The sequence below is a fragment of the Protofrankia sp. Cas3 genome, from assembly GCF_963555955.1.
GTDB lineage: Bacteria > Actinomycetota > Actinomycetes > Frankiales > Frankiaceae > Protofrankia.
In genome coordinates this window covers 1-17,556 of sequence record NZ_CAUVXP010000121.1, presented here as the reverse complement: position 1 = coordinate 17,556, position 17,556 = coordinate 1, and the positions used below count along the sequence as shown (strand labels likewise).

The window sequence follows — 17,556 nt, the reverse complement described above, 5'->3', positions numbered from 1 at the left end:
CTTCCTCCCCGGCCTGAAGGCCGGAGCATCCTCCGGCTACTCGGTGACCCGGCTGGGACGCAGGGATCAGCTGGGACGCGGGGCCGGGCTCCGCCAGCGCTCCGGGGACTGCGGCCTCCGGACGCGCGATCTGACGATCGTCGCGCGCCCTTTAGCCCTCCAGACGCCGTTCGATCGATGCGACCTTCGTCCGCAACGCGTCCGTGACCCCCGGGCGGATGTCGGCCTTGAGCACGAGGCTGACCCGCCCGGATCGGGCGGCAACCGCGTCCACCGCCCGCTGTACGACGGCCATGACCTCCCCCCACTCCCCCTCGATCGTGGTGAACATCGCCGTCGTCTCGTTGGGCAGGCCGCTGGCGCGTACCACCCGCACGGCTTCGGCGACCAGGTCGCCGACATCCTCGCCGGTCCCGATCGGTGTCACGCTGAAGGCCACAAGCATGCTCCACACCTACCACGCCGCCCGGACGGTCTGTCGCCCAGGGACACACACGGACACCCGCGGGCACACACGGACACCCACGGGCACACGCGGACACCCGCGGGCACAGGCGAAGAACTCAGGATCTCGCGTACGTTGACCCACCGGGAGAATGCCACCCTCCGCAACATTCCAGGTCCGCAGACGACACAGTCGGACCTTCAACCAAACCCGGGACAACGCTCTCTGACGGCACGCCCTACCATTGCCCGCCGTGGAGTGGACGACGCGGGACGACGAGGCATAGGTGGTTCCACGGACCCTCCTTGACGCACTGACCAGCCTGGTGATACTGGTCGGCGCGGATGGTCGCGTGCTCGATGCCGGAGCCGCGGCCAGAACCTTCCTCGGCGAGCGGTTGGCTGGAACCGAACCGGTCCACCTCGGGGACCTGGCCGACGTGGTCGAGCCCTCGGCACGGGTCCGGCTGCGCGATGTCGTGCCGCGCGCGCTGGCCCGCACCGGGCAGTGGCGGGGAACCGTCGACCTCCTCGACGCCGCGGCCAACATGGCCCCGTTCCAGGTGTCGGTGCGGGTCGACCCGTCAGGCGCCATCGTGATCGTCGCTCATGACACCGAGGACGTCCGCGCCCGGGAAACCGCCGAACGGGAGTCCCGGGCCAAGGACGAGTTCATCGCACGCCTCGGCCACGAGCTGCGCACCCCGCTCAACGCCGTGCTGGGTTTCGCCCAACTTCTGGAGCTCGAACCACTGCCTGCGGAGCTGCACGAGGACGTCGAACGCATCATCACCGGTGGCCGGCACATGCAGGCCCTCATCGACGACGTGCTCGATCTCGCCCGGCTGCAAGCCGGGCGCGGTGACATCAGAAAGGGACCCGTCAACGTCCTGGAGATCGTCCATGGTGTCGTCGAGCTGGTCGAACCGCTCGCGGAGCAACGCGGCATCCGCCGGGTCATCTCGCCGGCCGAGCCGCTGGTCGCCGACGCCGACCGCCGCCGGCTGTGGCAGGTCCTGCTCAACCTGGTCGGCAACGCGCTGAAGTACGGACGCGAGGGCGGCACCCTGCGGGTGGGCATCGTGCCCATCACCGGAGCCCGGGTCCGGATCGAGGTCGAGGACGACGGCAACGGACTCCCACCCGAGGCCATGGACCGGCTGTTCCGGCCGTTTGAACGGCTCGGAGCCGAACGAACGGGCGTCGAGGGTAGTGGACTGGGTCTGGCGCTGTCCCACGCTCTGGTCACGGCGATGGGGGGTGTCCTGACGGCGGCAAGCCGTTTCGGGGTCGGCAGTGTCTTCGCGGTCGTCCTGGACACCGTCGACGTCCGCTTCGACGATGACGACGATGACGACTTCGACGGATTCGGTCCGGGACCCGGATACGGACACGGACACGGCCCAGACCACGGGTTCGGTCCGGCGCCGGCTGTCCTGGCCGCCCGATCGGGCGCAGCGTCGCGCCACGTCGGTTATCCCCGGGTCGTACACGTCAGTGGTGATCCCGCGACCCGGACGATGGTCACACACGTGCTACGCAACACCCTCGGCGCGGACACGGTCTCGGTGCCGCGGGCCGCACTGGCCCTCGACGCGGTCCGGCGGTCCCGACCGTCGCTGGTACTGCTGGACCGGGAGCTGCCGGACGGCAGCGCCGAAGACCTGCTGCGGACCCTCGCAGCGGACGCTCAGGCGGGGCGGATACCCACGGTCGTGCTCACCATGGACGATGACCCGAGAGACCTCGTGCGGCTGCGCCAGGCCGGTGCCGTGGACGTGGTGGGAGCGCCCCTGGACGTCGCCGCGGTGGTTGCCGCGGCCGGCCATCTCGCCGCCGCCAACACCGCCGACACCGCCGACACCGCACCCTGACATGTCAGTCGTGCGGACATGTCAGTCGTGGCGCGGCTGCGTCGTGGCCAGACCGGCGACGACGCGGTCGGCGGCCGTGTAGGGGTCGGTCCGGCCGGCGACGACCTCCGCGGCGAGGCCGTCGAGCAGGGAACCCTCGCGCAGGTCACCCATGCGGAGCCGAAGCTGGGTGAGCGCGATCTGCTCGATCTCGTCAGCGGCCCGCCGGCGCCGGCGGGCGTCCAGGACACCGTGCTCGACCAGCCACGCACGATGGTCGGCGATCGCATCCACGACCTCGGCGATGCCCTCCCCACGCGAAGCCACGGCCTTGAGGACCGGGGGTCGCCATGCACCCTCGGAGGCGGTTGCGGGTCCGGTGAGCGCAATCATGTGCGTGAGCTCGCGGTAGGTGTTTTCCGCGCCATCGCGGTCAGCCTTGTTGACCACGAAGACATCGGCGATCTCCAGGATGCCGGCCTTTGCGGCCTGGACGCCGTCACCCATACCCGGGGCCAGCAGCACCACTGTGCAGTCGGCCAGTGATGCGATGTCAACCTCGGCCTGACCCACCCCCACGGTCTCGACCAGCACGACGTCGAAGCCGGCCGCGTCGAGCACCCGCAGTGCCTGCGGTGTCGCCCAGGACAGCCCACCCAGATGCCCGCGCGAGGCCAGCGAACGGATGTAGACCCCGGGGTCGGTGGCGTGCTCCTGCATCCGTACCCGGTCGCCGAGCAGCGCACCGCCGGTGAACGGCGACGACGGGTCGATGGCCAGGACGCCGACGCGCAGGTCACGAGCTCGAAACGCGCTGACCAGCGCGGATGTCGAGGTCGACTTGCCCACTCCGGGAGATCCGGTGAGGCCGATCACCTGCGCGCGACCGGACCGTGGCGCAAGCAGGGCCATGATCTCGCGCAGCTGCCCGGACGCATCCTCGACCAGGGAGATCAGCCGTGCGATCGCCCGCGGACTACCGGCGGTGGCCGCGTCCACCAGATCGGTGGCGGACGCGGCACGCAACCGGGCCGGGGCTGCCGTCCTAGGGGCAGCGGTCACGCCGGGACACGCAGGATGAGGGCGTCTCCCTGGCCGCCGCCGCCGCACAGCCCGGCGGCACCGATGCCGCCGCCGCGGCGACGCAGCTCAAGGGCGAGCGTGAGGGCGATCCGGGTACCGGACATGCCGACCGGGTGGCCGAGGGCGATCGCGCCGCCGTTGACGTTGGTGACCTCCGGGCCGATACCGAGCTCGCGCATGGACTGGATCCCCACCGCGGCAAACGCTTCGTTGATCTCGTAAAGATCCACGTCAGCGGGAGTCAGGCCCTCCTTGCGCAGCGCCGCCGAGATCGCGTTGGCCGGCTGGGACTGCAGCGAGGCGTCCGGGCCGGCGACGAAGCCGTGCTGGCCGACCTCGGCGAGTACGGTCAGCCCGAGCTCGACAGCCTTCGCCCGGCTCATCACCACGACCGCCGCCGCGCCGTCGGAGATCTGCGAGGCCGAGCCGGCCGTGATCGTGCCGTCGTCGCTGAAGGCGGGACGCAGCTTCGCCAGCGCCTCCGAGGTGGTGTCACCGCGGACACCCTCGTCCTGGCTGACGAGCACCGGGTCACCGCGGCGCTGGGGCACCTCGACCGGGACGATCTCGTCGTCGAACAGCCCGTTCTTGATCGCGGCGGCGGCGCGCTGATGGGAGCGGGCGGCGAACTCGTCCTGCTCGACCCGGCTGATGCCCAGCCCCGCGTTGTACCGCTCGGTTCCCAGCCCCATCGCGACCTGGTCGACCGCGCAGAACAGGGCATCGTGGGCGGTGGCGTCCAGCAGCTCGGCACTGCCGTAGCGGACGCCCTCACGCAGGGACGGCAACAGGTGCGGGGCACGTGTCATCGACTCCATGCCACCGGCGACGACGACGTCGAACTCGCCACTGGCGATGTAGGTGTCGGCGAGTGCGATCGCGTCCAGACCCGACAGGCAGACCTTGTTCACCGTGATCGCGGGAACGTTCATGGGGATGCCGCCCCTGATCGCGGCCTGGCGAGCGGTGATCTGCCCCTGACCCGCCTGAATGACATGCCCCATGATCACATAGTTGACCTGCTCACCACCGATACCGGCCCGCGCCAGCGCGGCCTTGATCGCAAATCCGCCGAGCTCGACGGCGGGGAAGCCCTTCAAAGCGCCGGACAGCTTGCCGATCGGGGTTCGCGCGCCGGCCACGATGACAGAACCAGGCATGGATGGCCTCCCGGGAGTGCGACTGCGTGTTCTGCAACGATAACGTGATCTTCATCAACATGCTCCGGCCAGCGGGCACGTCGGAGTCGAGACGGGTGTCCGTGGGGAGCGGGTATGGCAGCATCGCGTCCACACCCGCGAGAGAGAGGGCTCGAGTCCGCGATGTTCACGAGAATCGATCATGTCGGCATCGCCGTCCGGGACCTGGACACGTCCATCGCCTGGTACGAGACGACCTTCGGGCTCACCGTGGCCGCCCGGGAGGTCAACGAGGAGCAGGGCGTTCGCGAGGCCATGCTGTTCGTGGCCGAAGCCGCCCCGGGTGGTTCATACGTGCAGCTGCTCGAGCCGATCCGGGATGACTCCCCGGTCGGGAAGTTCCTCGCCCGCAACGGCGAGGGTGTCCACCACGTCGGCTACGGCGTCGACGACGTCGAAGGTGCCCTGGCCGCCATCGCCGGGCAGGGCGTCCGCCTGGTCGACAAACGGCCCAGGCACGGCTCGATGGGCGCGAGTATCGCCTTCCTGCACCCGAAGGACACCGGCGGTGTGCTCACGGAGCTGGTACAGCAGGCCAGCCCCGGCGCCATGTGACGTCAGGCGATCCCGCAGCCGGCGGTGAAGGGCGACGGAGCCGAGGCCAGGTCCACCGTGGCGTTGGTGGGCGAACCGACCGCCGTGAACCCCGTGCCCGTCATCTGCCATGTCGTCGATGTCACCTGGTAGATCCTGTCCGTGGTCCGGTCTCCCGCGGCGACCACGACTTTTCCGCTCTCACAGCTGAAACCGTCACCATGGTCGCCGTTGAGACCGGCACGCAGCGGACTGCCGTTGACGACCCGCAACTGCCCGGTCGAGGTCAGCCTGGCGACACCATAGTTTCTGGTCTCGCCGCTGCTGTCGGTCTGGACGATCAGCTCGCCGTAACCGTCACCGTCAATGTCGACAATCGAGAAAGTGAACGGTGCCGCCACCGCCGGGAAGGTCACCGCGGTTGATCCGAACATGCTCAGCGCGACCCTGACCGTGCTGTCGGACACGGTCGCCGGGTCCCTCACACCATCCCCGTCGACATCGCCGGCCATCGCCGGGACGGACACCGGCGGCGGGAGGGTCGGCGAGTGGACGTTACTGGGCGTGCCGCTGGGACGGCTGGCCGACGCCGTCGGCGTTACCCCGTCCCCCGGATTCGGGCTGGTGGGCGACGCCGAGGTCTCCAACCGGCTCGGCGTCACCGACGGCCGCACCTGACCGCCCCCGCCCGTCCCACCGTGACCCGGTGGCTGCGAGGCCGCCGTGCGGACCGCGGTCACCCCGGGAGTCGGCTGGGTCAGCGGCGGCACGGTCGGCTCGACCAGGATGGACGGGGGACGGGGTTCGATCGCCACGTAGGCGAGGCTGATCAAACCGGCCAGCGCCAGCCCACCGACGGTCATCGCCGGCACCCGCATCCGCCGCCTGCGGATGATCCCGGCCCGGATCCGCTCGTAGCCTGCCGGGGAAGCCCGAACCGGATCAACCGCTTCGGTCAGTAGACGACGCAGCTCGTCGGGCTCGAGCGCGGTCACCGCAGACCCTCCAACTTGGTGCCGAGCGCGGCCAGCCCGCGGGACGTGTAAGCCTTGACCGAGCCGACGCTGCACTTCATGACCGCTGCCGCGTCCGCCTCGGAGAGGTCCGCGTAGTAGCGCAGGACCACGGCCTCACGCTGGCGGCGCGGCAGCTCCCGCAGCGCCTGTATGACCGCGGCGCGCTCGACGAGGGTGTAGGCGCCCTCCTCCGCGCTGGCCGCGTCCGGCATGGGTTTGGGCGCATGCTTGAGGGCCACCAACCGCCGCCGCAGCGTCGAGCGGGCAAGGTTGACCACCGTCTGCCGTAGGTAGGCGAGCGCCTTGTCCCTGTCCTGCAGCCGCCCCCAGGCGGCGTGTACGCGGATGTAGGCGTCCTGGACAACTTCTTCGCACAGCCCGACGTCATCCAGGAGGAGGGCGGCAAGGCGGACCAGCGACCGGTAGTGCTCTGAATACAGAGCCGTCAGGGCGGCATCAGCATCCCGGGCGACCTCGCTGCGAGCGGCGTCGCTCCGCGCAGGCACGGGCCGCCACCCCTCCACTACTGTCATGGGCGCGGTCACGCCACGTCAGACGCTCTCCTACCCCAAATGGTTGCTCTCAGGTTGTATCGCTTCCAGCGCGGACGCACACCCCCAACCGCGCGACTCATAGGCATACCCGTCGGTAGCATCTGCCCAGCGCCACCGGATGACGCACGGGAGGTCGATCGTGAAGGAAATTGTCGAGGCAATTCTCGCCTCCGACACGCCCAAAGCGGCGTTCGCGGCCCTGCCGGTACCCGAGACCTACCGGGGAGCGGTGGTTCGCAAGGACGAGATCAACATCTTCAACGGGCTGGCATCCCAGGACAAGGACCCCAGGCGCGCCCTGCACATCGACGAGGTCACGACCCCGGACCTCGGTCCCGGCGAGGCGCTGGTCGCCGTGATGGCCTCCACGATCAACTACAACACCGTCTGGACGTCGATCTTCGAACCACTGCCGACGTTCGGCTTCCTGGAGCGTTACGGCCGGCTGTCCCCGCTCGGCAAACGCCACGATCTCCCTTACCACGTGGTCGGCTCCGACCTCGCCGGTGTCGTGCTGCGTACCGGTCCCGGCGTACACATGTGGTCCCCCGGCGACGAGGTGGTCGCCCACTGCCTGTCAGTCGAGCTGGAACGCCCGGACGGCCACGACGACACCATGCTCGACCCCGAGCAGCGCATCTGGGGCTTTGAGACGAACTTCGGCGGGCTCGCGGAGCTCGCCCTGGTCAAGGCCAACCAGCTCATGCCCAAGCCCGCGCATCTGAGCTGGGAGGAGGCCGCCGCCCCCGGGCTGGTGAACTCAACCGCCTACCGCCAGTTGGTATCCCACAACGGCGCCAACATGAAACAGGGCGACGTGGTACTCATCTGGGGCGCGAGCGGCGGGCTCGGCTCCTACGCGACCCAGCTGGCACGCAACGGCGGCGCCATCCCGGTGTGTGTCGTGTCCTCGCCACGCAAGGCCGAGATCGTACGCCGGATGGGCGCCGACCTGGTGATCGACCGGGCCGCCGAGGACTACCGGTTCTGGACCGACGAGCACACCCAGAACCCCAAGGAGTGGCAGCGCCTCGGCAAGAAGATCCGCCAACTGACCGGCGGCGAGGATCCCGACATCGTCTTCGAGCACCCCGGGCGGGAGACCTTCGGCGCGTCCGTGTACGTCACCCGACGTGGCGGTACGATCGCGACCTGCGCGTCCACGAGTGGCTTCATGCACTCCTACGACAACCGCTACCTGTGGATGAACCTGAAGAAGGTGGTCGGATCGCACTTCGCGAACTACCGCGAGGCGTGGGAGGCCAACCGGCTGATCACCAAGGGCCTGGTCCACCCGACCCTGTCCCGCGTCTACCCGCTCACCGAGACCGGCCAGGCCGCCTACGACGTCCACCGCAACCTCCATCAGGGCAAGGTCGGGGTACTCTGCCTCGCACCGGTTGAAGGTCTCGGGGTGCGCGACGGCGCCACCCGCGAGCGCCACCTCACCGCGATCAACAGGTTTCGCGGAGTTTAGAGCGGCCCGATTTCTGTCCCGGTGCCGACTGCATACCGGCTCCTGCACCTCCCGGTGGCTGGTCTGGCACTCTGATGTCCTATGAGCGAGCAAACCGATCTCATCCCAATGTCCGACGGCACGGACGCGTCTCCGGACTTCGATCTGGTTCGTCGCGGCTACGACCCACATCAGGTCAAAGCGCACGTCAACTGGCTCGTCGAGCAGCTGCGCGAAGCGGAGTCGCATCGGGCCGCCGCCGAGGCCGCGGCGTCCGAGGCCGCATCCGAAACCGCGACGGCACGTGATCATCTCGCTGCCAACCGACCCGCGTGGGAGGAGTTCGGCGGCCGGATCACCCAGATTCTCCAGCTCGCGGAGGAGGAAGCCGCCGACGTGCGGGCGGAGCGGACGCGGGAGGTGGACGCCGCGCTCCAGCAGGCCCAGCAGGAGCATGCCGAGGCGCGGCGGACCCACGAGCGGACGATCCGCGATGCCGAGGCGAGCGCCCAGGAGATCCTCTCGACAGCGCAGGCCGAGGCCGAGGCCATCGTCGCCGCCGCGCGTTCGACCGCCGAGACAGCCGAGGAGGAGTCCCGCCGCCGGCTGGCTGATCTCGGCCGACAGCGGGACCAGGTGACCGCCCAGCTTGGTCAGCTGCGCGACCGGTTGGCAGCGGCCATGGCTCCGCTCGACCTCGGATCGGACCCGTCGCCGGCGGACACCGGGCAACCGGCTGCCGTCCGTTCCTGAGCCGTCCGGTCCCGCCGCCGGCCCAGCGGGATCACCAGCCCGGTGGGATCAGCAGCCCGGCGGGATGGTGCGTCGGTCACGACGGGTCCAGCAGGCCGTGTGCCAGTGCCTACGCTCGGCAATATAATCATCGCGCCAGCAGACGACGTGCGGGGTCGCCGGCAGAATCTCCTGCTGGCAGCCGGGGCAGCGGTAGTACTTGCGTGCGGCCGCGCCGCTGATCCGGCGCACGATCCAGTCCCCGTCGGCACGCTGTTCGATCGTCTCGGCGCCGACGACGGCCGGTGGGAGCGGTGGTCGCTCCGGCCGCGCGCGCCGCGACCGTCTGCGGGTCACCGCGGACGCGACGCCGGCGGATCTTCCGGGCGGCGGGGGCGCGCCACGCGGGGCCGTGGTATGCCCCGGTCGGTGCCGGGCTCGGACGCGGGCGTACGGTCGACGACGTCATCCTTGACACGGTCACCCCTGACACGGTCACCGTCGATGACTTCACCCTCGATGACGCGGTGCGGGGCATCTCCCATTCCATGGCGCCGACGGGAGCCGGCTAGCCGGTCCATGGTCGACTCGGCGAGCGTCCTGGCCAGTTTCACCCGTCGGATCATCCCTCGCGGCGACGACAGCGCAGAAGACGCGCCGATCATGACCTGGAAGGTCCGGTCGCTGCCGCGCCAGTGCTCGCGCAGGATGGCCTCGCCCGCGCCCATCTGAAGGCGACGGAACGCGAAAGCCACGAGCGCGATGTCGTCCAGCTGACCCACGACGGGAATCAGGTTCGTCAGCCGGTTACGCGGCGAGATCAGATAGGCGAGGGATGCCGCAGCCTCCATCTTGGCCGACTGCGACACCCGCGGGTCGACGAGAACCCGCCGCAACATCACCACGAGATCGGGCACGAACGTCGCGATCTCGCGGCCGACCTCCCGTGCGGCGTCCTTGTCCAGCGAGACCATGGGCTTCCTCCGAAACGACGGCGGGACCAGGCGGGTCATGCTGGTATCCGGCTCAGTACAAGATCCGGACCGGCACAACATGATGTCCGGCGCCATCGTAGGCGACGAAACGCGCGTCCGAACCGCCCCGGACCGGTCACCGGCCCCGTCGCCGGATCAGTGGACGCGAAAGCCGCGCCGGGTCTTGCGACCGAGATAACCTGCCTTGACAAGGTGTTCAAGCAGGGGCGCCGGGGCGTATCCGGGCTCCCGGAACTCCAGGTACAGCGTGCGCACAATGGCAAGCGTCACGTCCAGGCCTACGACGTCGGCGAGCTCGAACGGCCCCATCGGATGAGCGCAGCCGACCTTCATCGCCGTGTCGATGGCCTCGACATCCGCGTAATGCGCCTCCAACATCCTCACGGCGTCGTTGAGATACGGGAACAGCAGCGCGTTGACGATGAACCCGGCACGGTCCGCGCAGAGCACCGGATGTTTGCCGGCCGCCCGCGCGACCTCCAGAACCGTCGCGGTGACGTCGTCCGCGGTCAGAACGGTTGGCACGATCTCCACCAACCGCATCACCTGGGCCGGGTTGAACCAGTGCATCCCCACCACATCCTGGGGACGCGACGTGGCGGTCGCACACTCGATCACCGGCAGAGACGACGTGGTGGTCGCGAGGATCGCCCCGGGTCGGGCGATCGCGTCGATCTCGGCGAACAGGGCTCGCTTGACCTCGAGATCCTCCACGACCGCCTCAATGATGAGGTCACAGTCGGCGAACGTGGCAAGATCGGTCGTGGCCCGCACCCGCGCGAGGGTCGCGGCCCGCTCATCCAGGGTGATCCGGCCCTTGGCGACCGCCTTGTCCAGCGACCACTCGAGTTTCTTGCGGACGTCGGCGATCTTCGCTTGGCCGCGCGCACGCAGGACCACGTCATAGCCGGAGCGGGCGGCGACCTCGATGATCCCGCTGGCCATGGTTCCGGTACCGATGACACCGATCGTGCGCACCGGTCGGGGCGGCGCGCCCGATCGGCGGGTCCCGGTCCCGGCTGCGGTCCCGGACGCGGCTGCTGTCCCGGTCCCGGAGGACATGACGGAGTCCGATGTCACGGCATCAACGATCTCGGATGAATCGGGAGCCGCGTAGGTGTAGAAGCCGCGGCCGGTCTTGCGACCGAGCATCCCGGCGGTGACCAGTTGCTTGAGCAGGGGCGCCGGAGCGTGCAGGTGGTCCCGGGAGGTGTGGTAGATCGAATCGAGGATCTCGTACGCGGCGTCGAGGCCTATCAGATCCAGCAACGCCAACGGGCCCATCGGATGACCGCAGCCGAACCGCATGGCCGCATCGATGTCCTCACGGGTGGCGTAGTGGGCCTCCAGCATCCGCACGGCATTGTTGAGGTAGCCGAACAGCAGGGCGTTGGCGATGAAGCCGGCCCGGTCCCCGGCGACAACGGCGGTCTTGCCGACCTTCGTGACCAGCATCTCAAGATCCGCCAACACCGCCGGGTCCGTCACCACCGTACGGATGATCTCTACAAGGCCCATCACCGGCGCCGGGTTGAACCAGTGGGTGCCGACGACCCGCGAGGGCCGGGACGTGCCGGCGGCCAGCTCGGTGATCGACAGTGAACTCGTGTTCGTCGCGATGATCGTTCCAGACGGACACAGTGCGTCCAACTCGGCGAGAACCGCCCGCTTGTCCTCAATCCGCTCGGGCACCGCCTCGACGACCAGCCCACAGCCCGCCACAGCTGACAGGTCGGTGCCGGCGTGGATCCGGCCGAAGAGCGCGTCCCGGTCGGCCTCGGTCAACTTGCCGCGGCTGACCGCCCGGTCGGTGGAGTGGCGGATGTGGCCGAGCCCCCGGGCGAGTGTCTCGTCGTTGAGCTCGACGCCCACCACGTCGATGCCGGCGCGGGCAAGGACCTCAGCGATCCCCGCGCCCATGGTGCCGAGTCCGACAACTCCGACCTTCGCGAAGTCCTGGGCCATGCCGACCACCCCTGTCGTCGCTGTGTCCATGCCCGCTGGCGGTGCGCGAGATACTCTCAGATCTTTGGCGCACAAGCGCACGATCGCCATCCGACGTGGCATCCATGAGAAACCGCGCAACGCGAAACCGGGCGACGAGGCAACGCGAAACCGCGCAACGATGTGAATCCGAAGCTGTCGCAGCGACACTCATCTCACATCGTTGGCGCTGATCAGTGATCGGTGATCGGTGATCGGTGATCGGTGATCAGTGCTGGCAGAGCTGCCCGCCCAGCGGCGCGAGGGTCAGAAACGGCGACGGAATGGTGCAGCCGAGCGCGGCGGCGGCCGAGTCAACCCCGGCCAGTTGATCGCGCACGGCCTCCCACGAAGCGTCACTCATCAACCCCGCCACCGGCAGCGGGCACGCCGCCAACACCCATCCGCGGTCGACCACCACAAAGCCGCCGCACATTCCCTCCAGGGCCCGCACCGCGGTCATCATGTCCTGGTCCGCGACCCCGATGACGGCCAGATCGCCGGGAGCCACGCTCGTGGCCATCGCGATCGCACCCTGACGCAGGCCCACCCCGCGGATGAAACCCACCCGCATTCCGCCGGCCCGGTCCGCCCCCCGCGTGACCAGGGCGACCTTGAGCAGGTCGTGCCCGGGATCGGCCGCCGCATGACCGGTGCCGCCGTCTGCACGGCCGGGCCGCACCGCGACGACCTCGACCCCGGCAGTCCCGTCCGCCGCGACGCTCACCTGCACGCCCCTGACCGGGCCGGCGGAGTCCTGGCCGGCCGCGGTCGCCGCAACGGCGAAGGAACCGCTGAACAGGCCGGACGGCAGGGTCACCCGCTCTCGGGTCCAGTCCGGGAGCACATCGAGGTTGTCGAACAGCGGACGGCCGCGCTCGGCGGCCATCCGCCCGTTGACAAGAACGATCTCCGGCGGCCTGGATCCCGCGATGTCGCTGACGATCTGGATGTCGGCCAGGTGCGCCGGCGCGAGCGATCCGAGCAGGTGGTCCAGGCCGTACCGGCGGGCCGGATCGAGGGTGGCCATGCGGATGGCGGCCATCGGCTCCACGCCGGCCCCGACCGTACGGCGGACCACCCGGTCGAGGTGGCCGTGGTCGGCGATTTCGGTGATCTTCCATGCGCCGAAGAACTCCAGCGGCGCGTCGGCGGCCAGGTCGGCGGCGGTCACGTCGGCGGCGGTCACGTCGGCGGCGGCACGGTCACCCACGGCCGTGCCGTCCAGGCCGGGCATCCCGGCTACGGCGCCGGTGCCCGCCATCCCGGGCAGCGAGAGATCGGCGGACCCGACTAAGGGAACGGATTGACGGGGCAGCCACGTCCCGGTGTCCGGGAGGCTCGCGCCAGCCCGCGTGCCCGTACCGCCGCCGGCCGGGGAGGTCCTGGCAAGCAGGCGCACCGGGGTCCCGGAGGCGGTCACGAGCCGCGCACCGCGCGGTCCGCACAGCGTGACCGGCAGGCCGGCGTCCACGAGCAGGGTGACCGTCCCTCGGGGCACTACGAGACGAGCGAGCTCCCCGGGCGTCAGCAAGGTCTGTTCTAACCGGACGTACGGATCGACATAGGCCGGCAGGAGGTAGCGGCCGGAGGCATCCAGGGCGCGGCGGGCACCCAGCGTCCCGGGGCGTGTCACCGCGGCTATGAACCGACCGGCGATGAGCAGGTCACGACGCCGCAGCTCACCGGTTTGGACGACGACCATCATGCCGCCGCGGACGACCAGATCCGCCTCCTGCGTTCCGTTCGCGACCCGCCGCAGCTGCTCGAGCTCCGCCGCGGTCGGCGCCAGGTGGGACGCGCCAACGGCATCGAACCCGGTACGGCGGACCGGACGCGCGGCGCGGGCCATCCCACCGGCCGGCGCCGCCGGCGCAGCTTCGGGCGAGCAGAGCGCCGGGGCGGACGCGAGCCGCATCCGTTCACGGTCACGCTCGGCGGTCATACAGCCTCCGAAAACCCAGGTCTGGCGAGCACGGTGTAGGGCGCAATGCGACGCAACGCCCCCGCCCGATTCGGCTCAGCGACGTCGCCCGGATTCCGGCACGCACCAACCTCACGGCCTCGGGCCGGGCCGCACACGGCAGAGCAACACCCGGTATGGCGTCGAGCAGCGGTGCGGAACGACGGAACGACGGAACGACGGAACGACGGAACGACAGGACAGCGGATGAGGGGCGTGACGTCATCACTCTGCCGCCATGCGAGCCGACTGTGCTCACGAACCCGCGGCTTGTAACGTTTCCGTAACCGAGTCGTCCCGGGCCGACACAAGCGGGACTCCTGGCCGGGCGGACCGACCACGCTGCGTCCCTGTTGCCGGGCGCTCTATGCTTCCACGTGTGTTGCTGAGCCCGCATGAGCAGGAACGGCTGCTGATCCACGTCGCGGCCGGCCTCGCCCGGGAGCGACGAGCCCGCGGCCTGCGGCTCAACTACCCCGAGGCGACCGCCGTCATCACGTCCTTCCTCCTGGAGGGCGCGCGTGACGGGCGTACTGTCGTCGATCTGATGACGGCCGGTCGCAGCGTACTGACCCGCGAGGATGTCATGGACGGCGTCCCCGAGATGCTTGCCGATGTCCAGGTCGAGGCGACCTTCCCGGACGGCACCAAACTGGTGACCGTGCACCAGCCGATCCCGTGAACGGCGTCAGGCCGGGCGAAATCCGCCACGGCGACGGCCCGGTGGAGATCAACCCGGGGCGTCCCATCCTGACCCTGCGGGTTCGCAACCTCGGCGACCGTCCAGTCCAGGTTGGGTCGCACTACCATTTCGCCGCGGCCAATCCGGCGCTGGACTTCGATCGGGACGCAGCCTGGGGGCACCGGCTCGCCGTACCCGCCGGCACCGCCGTCCGCTTCGAACCCGGGGTGGACCGCGAGGTGGACCTGGTGCCGCTCGCCGGCCGACGGATCGTACCGGGCCTGCGGACCGAATCGGCCGGCCCGCTGGACGCGGCCGAGCCGAACACGGCCGAGCCCGACGGGACGGGGCCGGACGGGACGATCCGGTGAGCCGGTATCTGGACCGCGCGCGCTACGCCGACCTGTATGGTCCGACGGTCGGTGACCGCATCCGGCTGGCGGACACCGACCTGTTCATCGAGGTGACCGAGGACCGCAGCCGCGGCCCGGCCGGCGCCGGCACCGGTGACGAGGCGGTGTTCGGCGGCGGCAAGGTGATCCGGGAATCCATGGGGCAGGCCAGGGCGTCGCGCGCGGAAGGCACCCCCGATCTGGTCATCACCGGCGCGGTCGTGCTGGACCACTGGGGCGTGGTCAAGGCCGACATCGGCATCCGGGACGGCCGGATCGTGGCGCTCGGCAAGGCCGGCAACCCCGACACCATGGACGGTGTCCATCCCGACCTGGTGATCGGGCCGGGTACGGAGATCCTCGCCGGAAACGGGAAGATCCTCACCGCGGGTGCGGTGGACTGCCACGTGCACCTGATCTGTCCGCAGCAGGTCCCCGAGGCCCTCGGCGTCGGCATCACCACGCTGATCGGCGGCGGTACCGGGCCGGCCGACGGCACCAGAGCTACCACCGTCACCCCCGGCCCGTGGAACCTCGCCCGGATGCTGTCGGCGATGGACACGCTGCCGGTGAACGTCGTCCTGCTCGGCAAGGGCAACACGGTGGGTGAGGCCGCGCTGTGGGAGCAGCTGCGCGGCGGTGCCGCCGGCTTCAAACTGCACGAGGACTGGGGGTCGACGCCCGCCGCGATCGACGCCTGTCTGCGGGTCGCCGACGCAGCCGGAGTACAGGTGGCGCTGCACTCCGACACGCTCAACGAGGCCGGTTTCGTCGAGGACACCCTCGCCGCGATCGCGGGGCGGGCCATCCACGCGTACCACACCGAGGGTGCCGGCGGTGGCCATGCACCGGACATCATCACCGTGGCCGCGGCACCGAACGTCCTACCGAGCTCGACGAACCCGACCCGGCCGCACACGGTCAACACCCTCGACGAGCACCTCGACATGCTCATGGTCTGCCACCATCTGAACCCGACGGTGCCCGAGGACCTGGCCTTCGCCGAGAGCCGGATCCGGCCGTCCACCATCGCCGCCGAGGACATCCTGCACGACCTCGGCGCCATCTCGATGATCGGTTCGGACTCGCAGGCCATGGGACGCATCGGCGAGGTCGTCCTGCGGACCTGGCAGACCGCGCACGTGATGAAGGCGCGGCGCGGCGTGCTGCCCGGGGACGGCCGGGCCGACAACGCCCGCGCCCGGCGTTACGTCGCCAAGTACACGATCTGCCCGGCCGTCGCGCACGGCCTGGATGCCGAGATCGGCTCGGTGGAACCGGGCAAACTCGCAGACCTCGTCCTCTACGACCCCGCGTTCTTCGGCGTCCGGCCATCCGTGGTCATCAAGGGTGGATGTGTCGCCTGGGCGGCGATGGGCGACGCCAACGCGTCTATCCCGACTCCGCAGCCGGTGCTGCCGCGTCCGATGTGGGGGGCTGCGCCCGGCCCGGCGGCCGCATCCTCGCTGACGTTCGTCGCCCCGGCCGCCCTCGACGACGGTCTGCCCCAGCGGCTCAACCTGGCCAAGCCGATGGTTGCCATAGCCGACGTGCGCCGACGTGGCAAGGCCGACCTGCCCGAGAACACGGCGACACCCGACATCCGGGTCGACCCGGAAACGTTCACCGTGAGTATCGACGGGGATGCCGTCGACGCCGCGCCCGTGGCCGAGCTCCCGATGGCCCAGCGTTACTTCCTGTTCTGATCACCGTTCCGACAGCCGTTCCGACAGCCGTTCCGACAGCAGCCCGGAAGGATCCTGGATGCCAGCTGCGAGCCGGGCGGCGTTGCTGTTACTGGCAGACGGCCGGCTACCAGCCGGTGGACACGCGCATTCTGGCGGTATCGAGGCCGCGGTCGTCGATGGCAGCGTCCGCGATCTCGACGATCTCGAGCGGTTCCTGCGTGGCCGCCTGGCTACCGCAGGCCTGGTCACCGCCACCTTCGCCGCGGCCGCCTGCCGGTCCTACCCAGCGCCCGGGGAGCTCCTGAACAGGATCATCATCGAACTGGACGCGGAGCTCGACGCGCGGACGCCGTCACCGGCGCAACGGTCCGCGAGCCGCGCACAGGGTCGTGCGCTGCTGCGTGCGGGTCGCGCGGCCTGGCCGGGAATGCGCTGTCCGATCCCGGCGCCGCACCATCCGGTCACGTTCGGTCTGGTCGCCGCGCACGCCGGCATCTCCCCCGCCGACGCTGCGCTCGCGCTGGCCTATGGCGTGGTCAGCGGGCCAGCGGCGGGCGCCATCCGCCTGCTCGGCCTGGACCCCCTGGCGGTCACCGCCGTACTCGCGTGCCTGGCGGCCGACCTGGAGCGCACCGCCGCCGAAGCCGCGGCCTCCTGCGACCGCCTGCCCGCGGACCTGCCTGCGCTCACCGGACCGCGCCTGGACCTCCTTGCCGAGCGCCACCGGGCTGCCGAGGTCCGCATGTTCGCGTCCTGACCCGATCGGCCGAGCCGGCCTGCGCTCCATCCGCCGGCCGACCTGAACGATCTTTCGAGGTTTGTACGATCAACAAGGCGACGATCGGCGCACAAACCTCGAAAGATCGCTAGGAGTCGGCGTGACGACCTGCCGCCAGTGCTCGGCGGGACAACCGATCGGCGGTGCGGATGGTTTCTGGTAGACGGTGACGCGGCGTGAGATCGAGAATGCACTGACATGCCG

Annotated in this window: 17 protein-coding genes; 8 read left to right on the top strand and 9 right to left on the bottom strand. The window is 70.1% G+C overall.

The features are described from left to right. Positions 1 to 151: 151 nt before the first annotated feature. Positions 152 to 445, bottom strand: coding sequence for an MTH1187 family thiamine-binding protein (locus U9983_RS19845; RefSeq protein WP_322749621.1), 294 nt, complete (start codon positions 443 to 445; stop codon positions 152 to 154). 286 nt (positions 446 to 731) lie between these two features. Here U9983_RS19845 and U9983_RS19840 point away from each other — a divergent pair, with 286 nt between their 5' ends. Then, complete coding sequence (locus U9983_RS19840; protein ID WP_322755476.1) at positions 732 to 2,318, top strand: hybrid sensor histidine kinase/response regulator; 1,587 nt, start codon at positions 732 to 734, stop codon at positions 2,316 to 2,318. Between the two features lie 21 nt (positions 2,319 to 2,339). On the opposite strand, the gene meaB is transcribed toward U9983_RS19840, so the two are convergent. After that, positions 2,340 to 3,359 (bottom strand): methylmalonyl Co-A mutase-associated GTPase MeaB, encoded by a 1,020-nt coding sequence (meaB, locus tag U9983_RS19835; RefSeq protein WP_322755475.1) that lies wholly within the window; start codon positions 3,357 to 3,359, stop codon positions 2,340 to 2,342. Next, entirely contained in the window at positions 3,356 to 4,540 is a 1,185-nt protein-coding gene (locus U9983_RS19830; RefSeq protein ID WP_322749624.1) for an acetyl-CoA C-acetyltransferase, read from the bottom strand. The genes meaB and U9983_RS19830 overlap by 4 nt, the downstream gene beginning before the upstream one ends. A 162-nt stretch (positions 4,541 to 4,702) precedes the next feature. Here U9983_RS19830 and mce point away from each other — a divergent pair, with 162 nt between their 5' ends. Beyond that, positions 4,703 to 5,134 carry a methylmalonyl-CoA epimerase gene (gene mce, locus U9983_RS19825; protein ID WP_322755474.1) on the top strand — a complete coding sequence of 144 codons (432 nt, stop codon included), beginning with the start codon at positions 4,703 to 4,705 and terminating at the stop codon, positions 5,132 to 5,134. Positions 5,135 to 5,136: 2 nt separating this feature from the next. Here mce and U9983_RS19820 read toward each other — a convergent pair whose 3' ends face one another. Together U9983_RS19820 and U9983_RS19815 are read right to left on the bottom strand one after the other, a co-directional pair. Beyond that, entirely contained in the window at positions 5,137 to 6,108 is a 972-nt protein-coding gene (locus U9983_RS19820; RefSeq protein ID WP_322755473.1) for a VCBS repeat-containing protein, read from the bottom strand. Further along, positions 6,105 to 6,662 (bottom strand): SigE family RNA polymerase sigma factor, encoded by a 558-nt coding sequence (locus U9983_RS19815; protein ID WP_322749627.1) that lies wholly within the window; start codon positions 6,660 to 6,662, stop codon positions 6,105 to 6,107. Before U9983_RS19815 ends, U9983_RS19820 begins: the two co-directional genes overlap by 4 nt. A gap of 160 nt (positions 6,663 to 6,822) precedes the next feature. On the opposite strand from U9983_RS19815, the gene ccrA reads away from it, so the two are divergent. Together ccrA and U9983_RS19805 are read left to right on the top strand one after the other, a co-directional pair. Continuing rightward, entirely contained in the window at positions 6,823 to 8,160 is a 1,338-nt protein-coding gene (ccrA, locus tag U9983_RS19810; RefSeq protein WP_322755472.1) for a crotonyl-CoA carboxylase/reductase, read from the top strand. 81 nt (positions 8,161 to 8,241) lie between these two features. Further along, a complete protein-coding gene (locus U9983_RS19805; protein WP_322755471.1) occupies positions 8,242 to 8,892 on the top strand; it encodes a sugar-binding protein in 651 nt (216 codons plus the stop codon). A 48-nt stretch (positions 8,893 to 8,940) separates the two neighbouring features. On the opposite strand, the gene U9983_RS19800 is transcribed toward U9983_RS19805, so the two are convergent. The 4 genes from U9983_RS19800 to U9983_RS19785 form a co-directional block, all read right to left on the bottom strand. After that, a complete protein-coding gene (locus tag U9983_RS19800) occupies positions 8,941 to 9,228 on the bottom strand; it encodes a hypothetical protein (protein WP_322755470.1) in 288 nt (95 codons plus the stop codon). Further along, the gene (locus tag U9983_RS19795) at positions 9,225 to 9,884 is read right to left on the bottom strand and encodes a YkvA family protein (protein ID WP_322755469.1); all 660 of its coding nucleotides are present in this window, start codon (positions 9,882 to 9,884) and stop codon (positions 9,225 to 9,227) included. The genes U9983_RS19800 and U9983_RS19795 overlap by 4 nt, the downstream gene beginning before the upstream one ends. Before the next feature lie 117 nt (positions 9,885 to 10,001). Then, positions 10,002 to 11,831, bottom strand: coding sequence for a 3-hydroxybutyryl-CoA dehydrogenase (locus U9983_RS19790; RefSeq protein WP_322755468.1), 1,830 nt, complete (start codon positions 11,829 to 11,831; stop codon positions 10,002 to 10,004). 247 nt (positions 11,832 to 12,078) lie between these two features. After that, complete coding sequence (locus U9983_RS19785) at positions 12,079 to 13,794, bottom strand: adenine deaminase C-terminal domain-containing protein (RefSeq protein ID WP_322755467.1); 1,716 nt, start codon at positions 13,792 to 13,794, stop codon at positions 12,079 to 12,081. A gap of 397 nt (positions 13,795 to 14,191) precedes the next feature. On the opposite strand from U9983_RS19785, the gene U9983_RS19780 reads away from it, so the two are divergent. Genes U9983_RS19780 through U9983_RS19765 form a run of 4 tightly spaced genes read left to right on the top strand, consistent with a single transcriptional unit; the run spans position 14,192 to position 17,331 of the window. Further along, the gene (locus tag U9983_RS19780) at positions 14,192 to 14,494 is read left to right on the top strand and encodes an urease subunit gamma (RefSeq protein WP_322751029.1); all 303 of its coding nucleotides are present in this window, start codon (positions 14,192 to 14,194) and stop codon (positions 14,492 to 14,494) included. Continuing rightward, on the top strand, positions 14,491 to 14,865 hold the full coding sequence (locus tag U9983_RS19775) for an urease subunit beta (RefSeq protein ID WP_322755466.1): 375 nt from the start codon (positions 14,491 to 14,493) through the stop codon (positions 14,863 to 14,865). The genes U9983_RS19780 and U9983_RS19775 overlap by 4 nt, the downstream gene beginning before the upstream one ends. Further along, the gene (locus U9983_RS19770; RefSeq protein WP_322755465.1) at positions 14,862 to 16,592 is read left to right on the top strand and encodes an urease subunit alpha; all 1,731 of its coding nucleotides are present in this window, start codon (positions 14,862 to 14,864) and stop codon (positions 16,590 to 16,592) included. The genes U9983_RS19775 and U9983_RS19770 overlap by 4 nt, the downstream gene beginning before the upstream one ends. 58 nt (positions 16,593 to 16,650) lie before the next feature. Next, positions 16,651 to 17,331 carry an urease accessory protein UreF gene (locus U9983_RS19765; RefSeq protein ID WP_322755464.1) on the top strand — a complete coding sequence of 227 codons (681 nt, stop codon included), beginning with the start codon at positions 16,651 to 16,653 and terminating at the stop codon, positions 17,329 to 17,331. The last annotated feature ends 225 nt before the right edge of the window (positions 17,332 to 17,556 follow it).

Bases quoted from the DNA above. Each gene is read 5' to 3' on its own strand.
- U9983_RS19845 (WP_322749621.1), bottom strand. From the start codon at position 445: ATGCTTGTGGCCTTCAGCGTGACACCGATCGGGACCGGCGAGGATGTC.
- U9983_RS19830 (WP_322749624.1), bottom strand. From the start codon at position 4,540: ATGCCTGGTTCTGTCATCGTGGCCGGCGCGCGAACCCCGATCGGCAAG.
- mce (WP_322755474.1), top strand. From the start codon at position 4,703: ATGTTCACGAGAATCGATCATGTCGGCATCGCCGTCCGGGACCTGGAC.
- U9983_RS19815 (WP_322749627.1), bottom strand. From the start codon at position 6,662: ATGACAGTAGTGGAGGGGTGGCGGCCCGTGCCTGCGCGGAGCGACGCC.
- U9983_RS19805 (WP_322755471.1), top strand. From the start codon at position 8,242: ATGAGCGAGCAAACCGATCTCATCCCAATGTCCGACGGCACGGACGCG.
- U9983_RS19795 (WP_322755469.1), bottom strand. From the start codon at position 9,884: ATGACCCGCCTGGTCCCGCCGTCGTTTCGGAGGAAGCCCATGGTCTCG.
- U9983_RS19790 (WP_322755468.1), bottom strand. From the start codon at position 11,831: ATGGCCCAGGACTTCGCGAAGGTCGGAGTTGTCGGACTCGGCACCATG.
- U9983_RS19785 (WP_322755467.1), bottom strand. From the start codon at position 13,794: ATGACCGCCGAGCGTGACCGTGAACGGATGCGGCTCGCGTCCGCCCCG.
- U9983_RS19765 (WP_322755464.1), top strand. From the start codon at position 16,651: ATGCCAGCTGCGAGCCGGGCGGCGTTGCTGTTACTGGCAGACGGCCGG.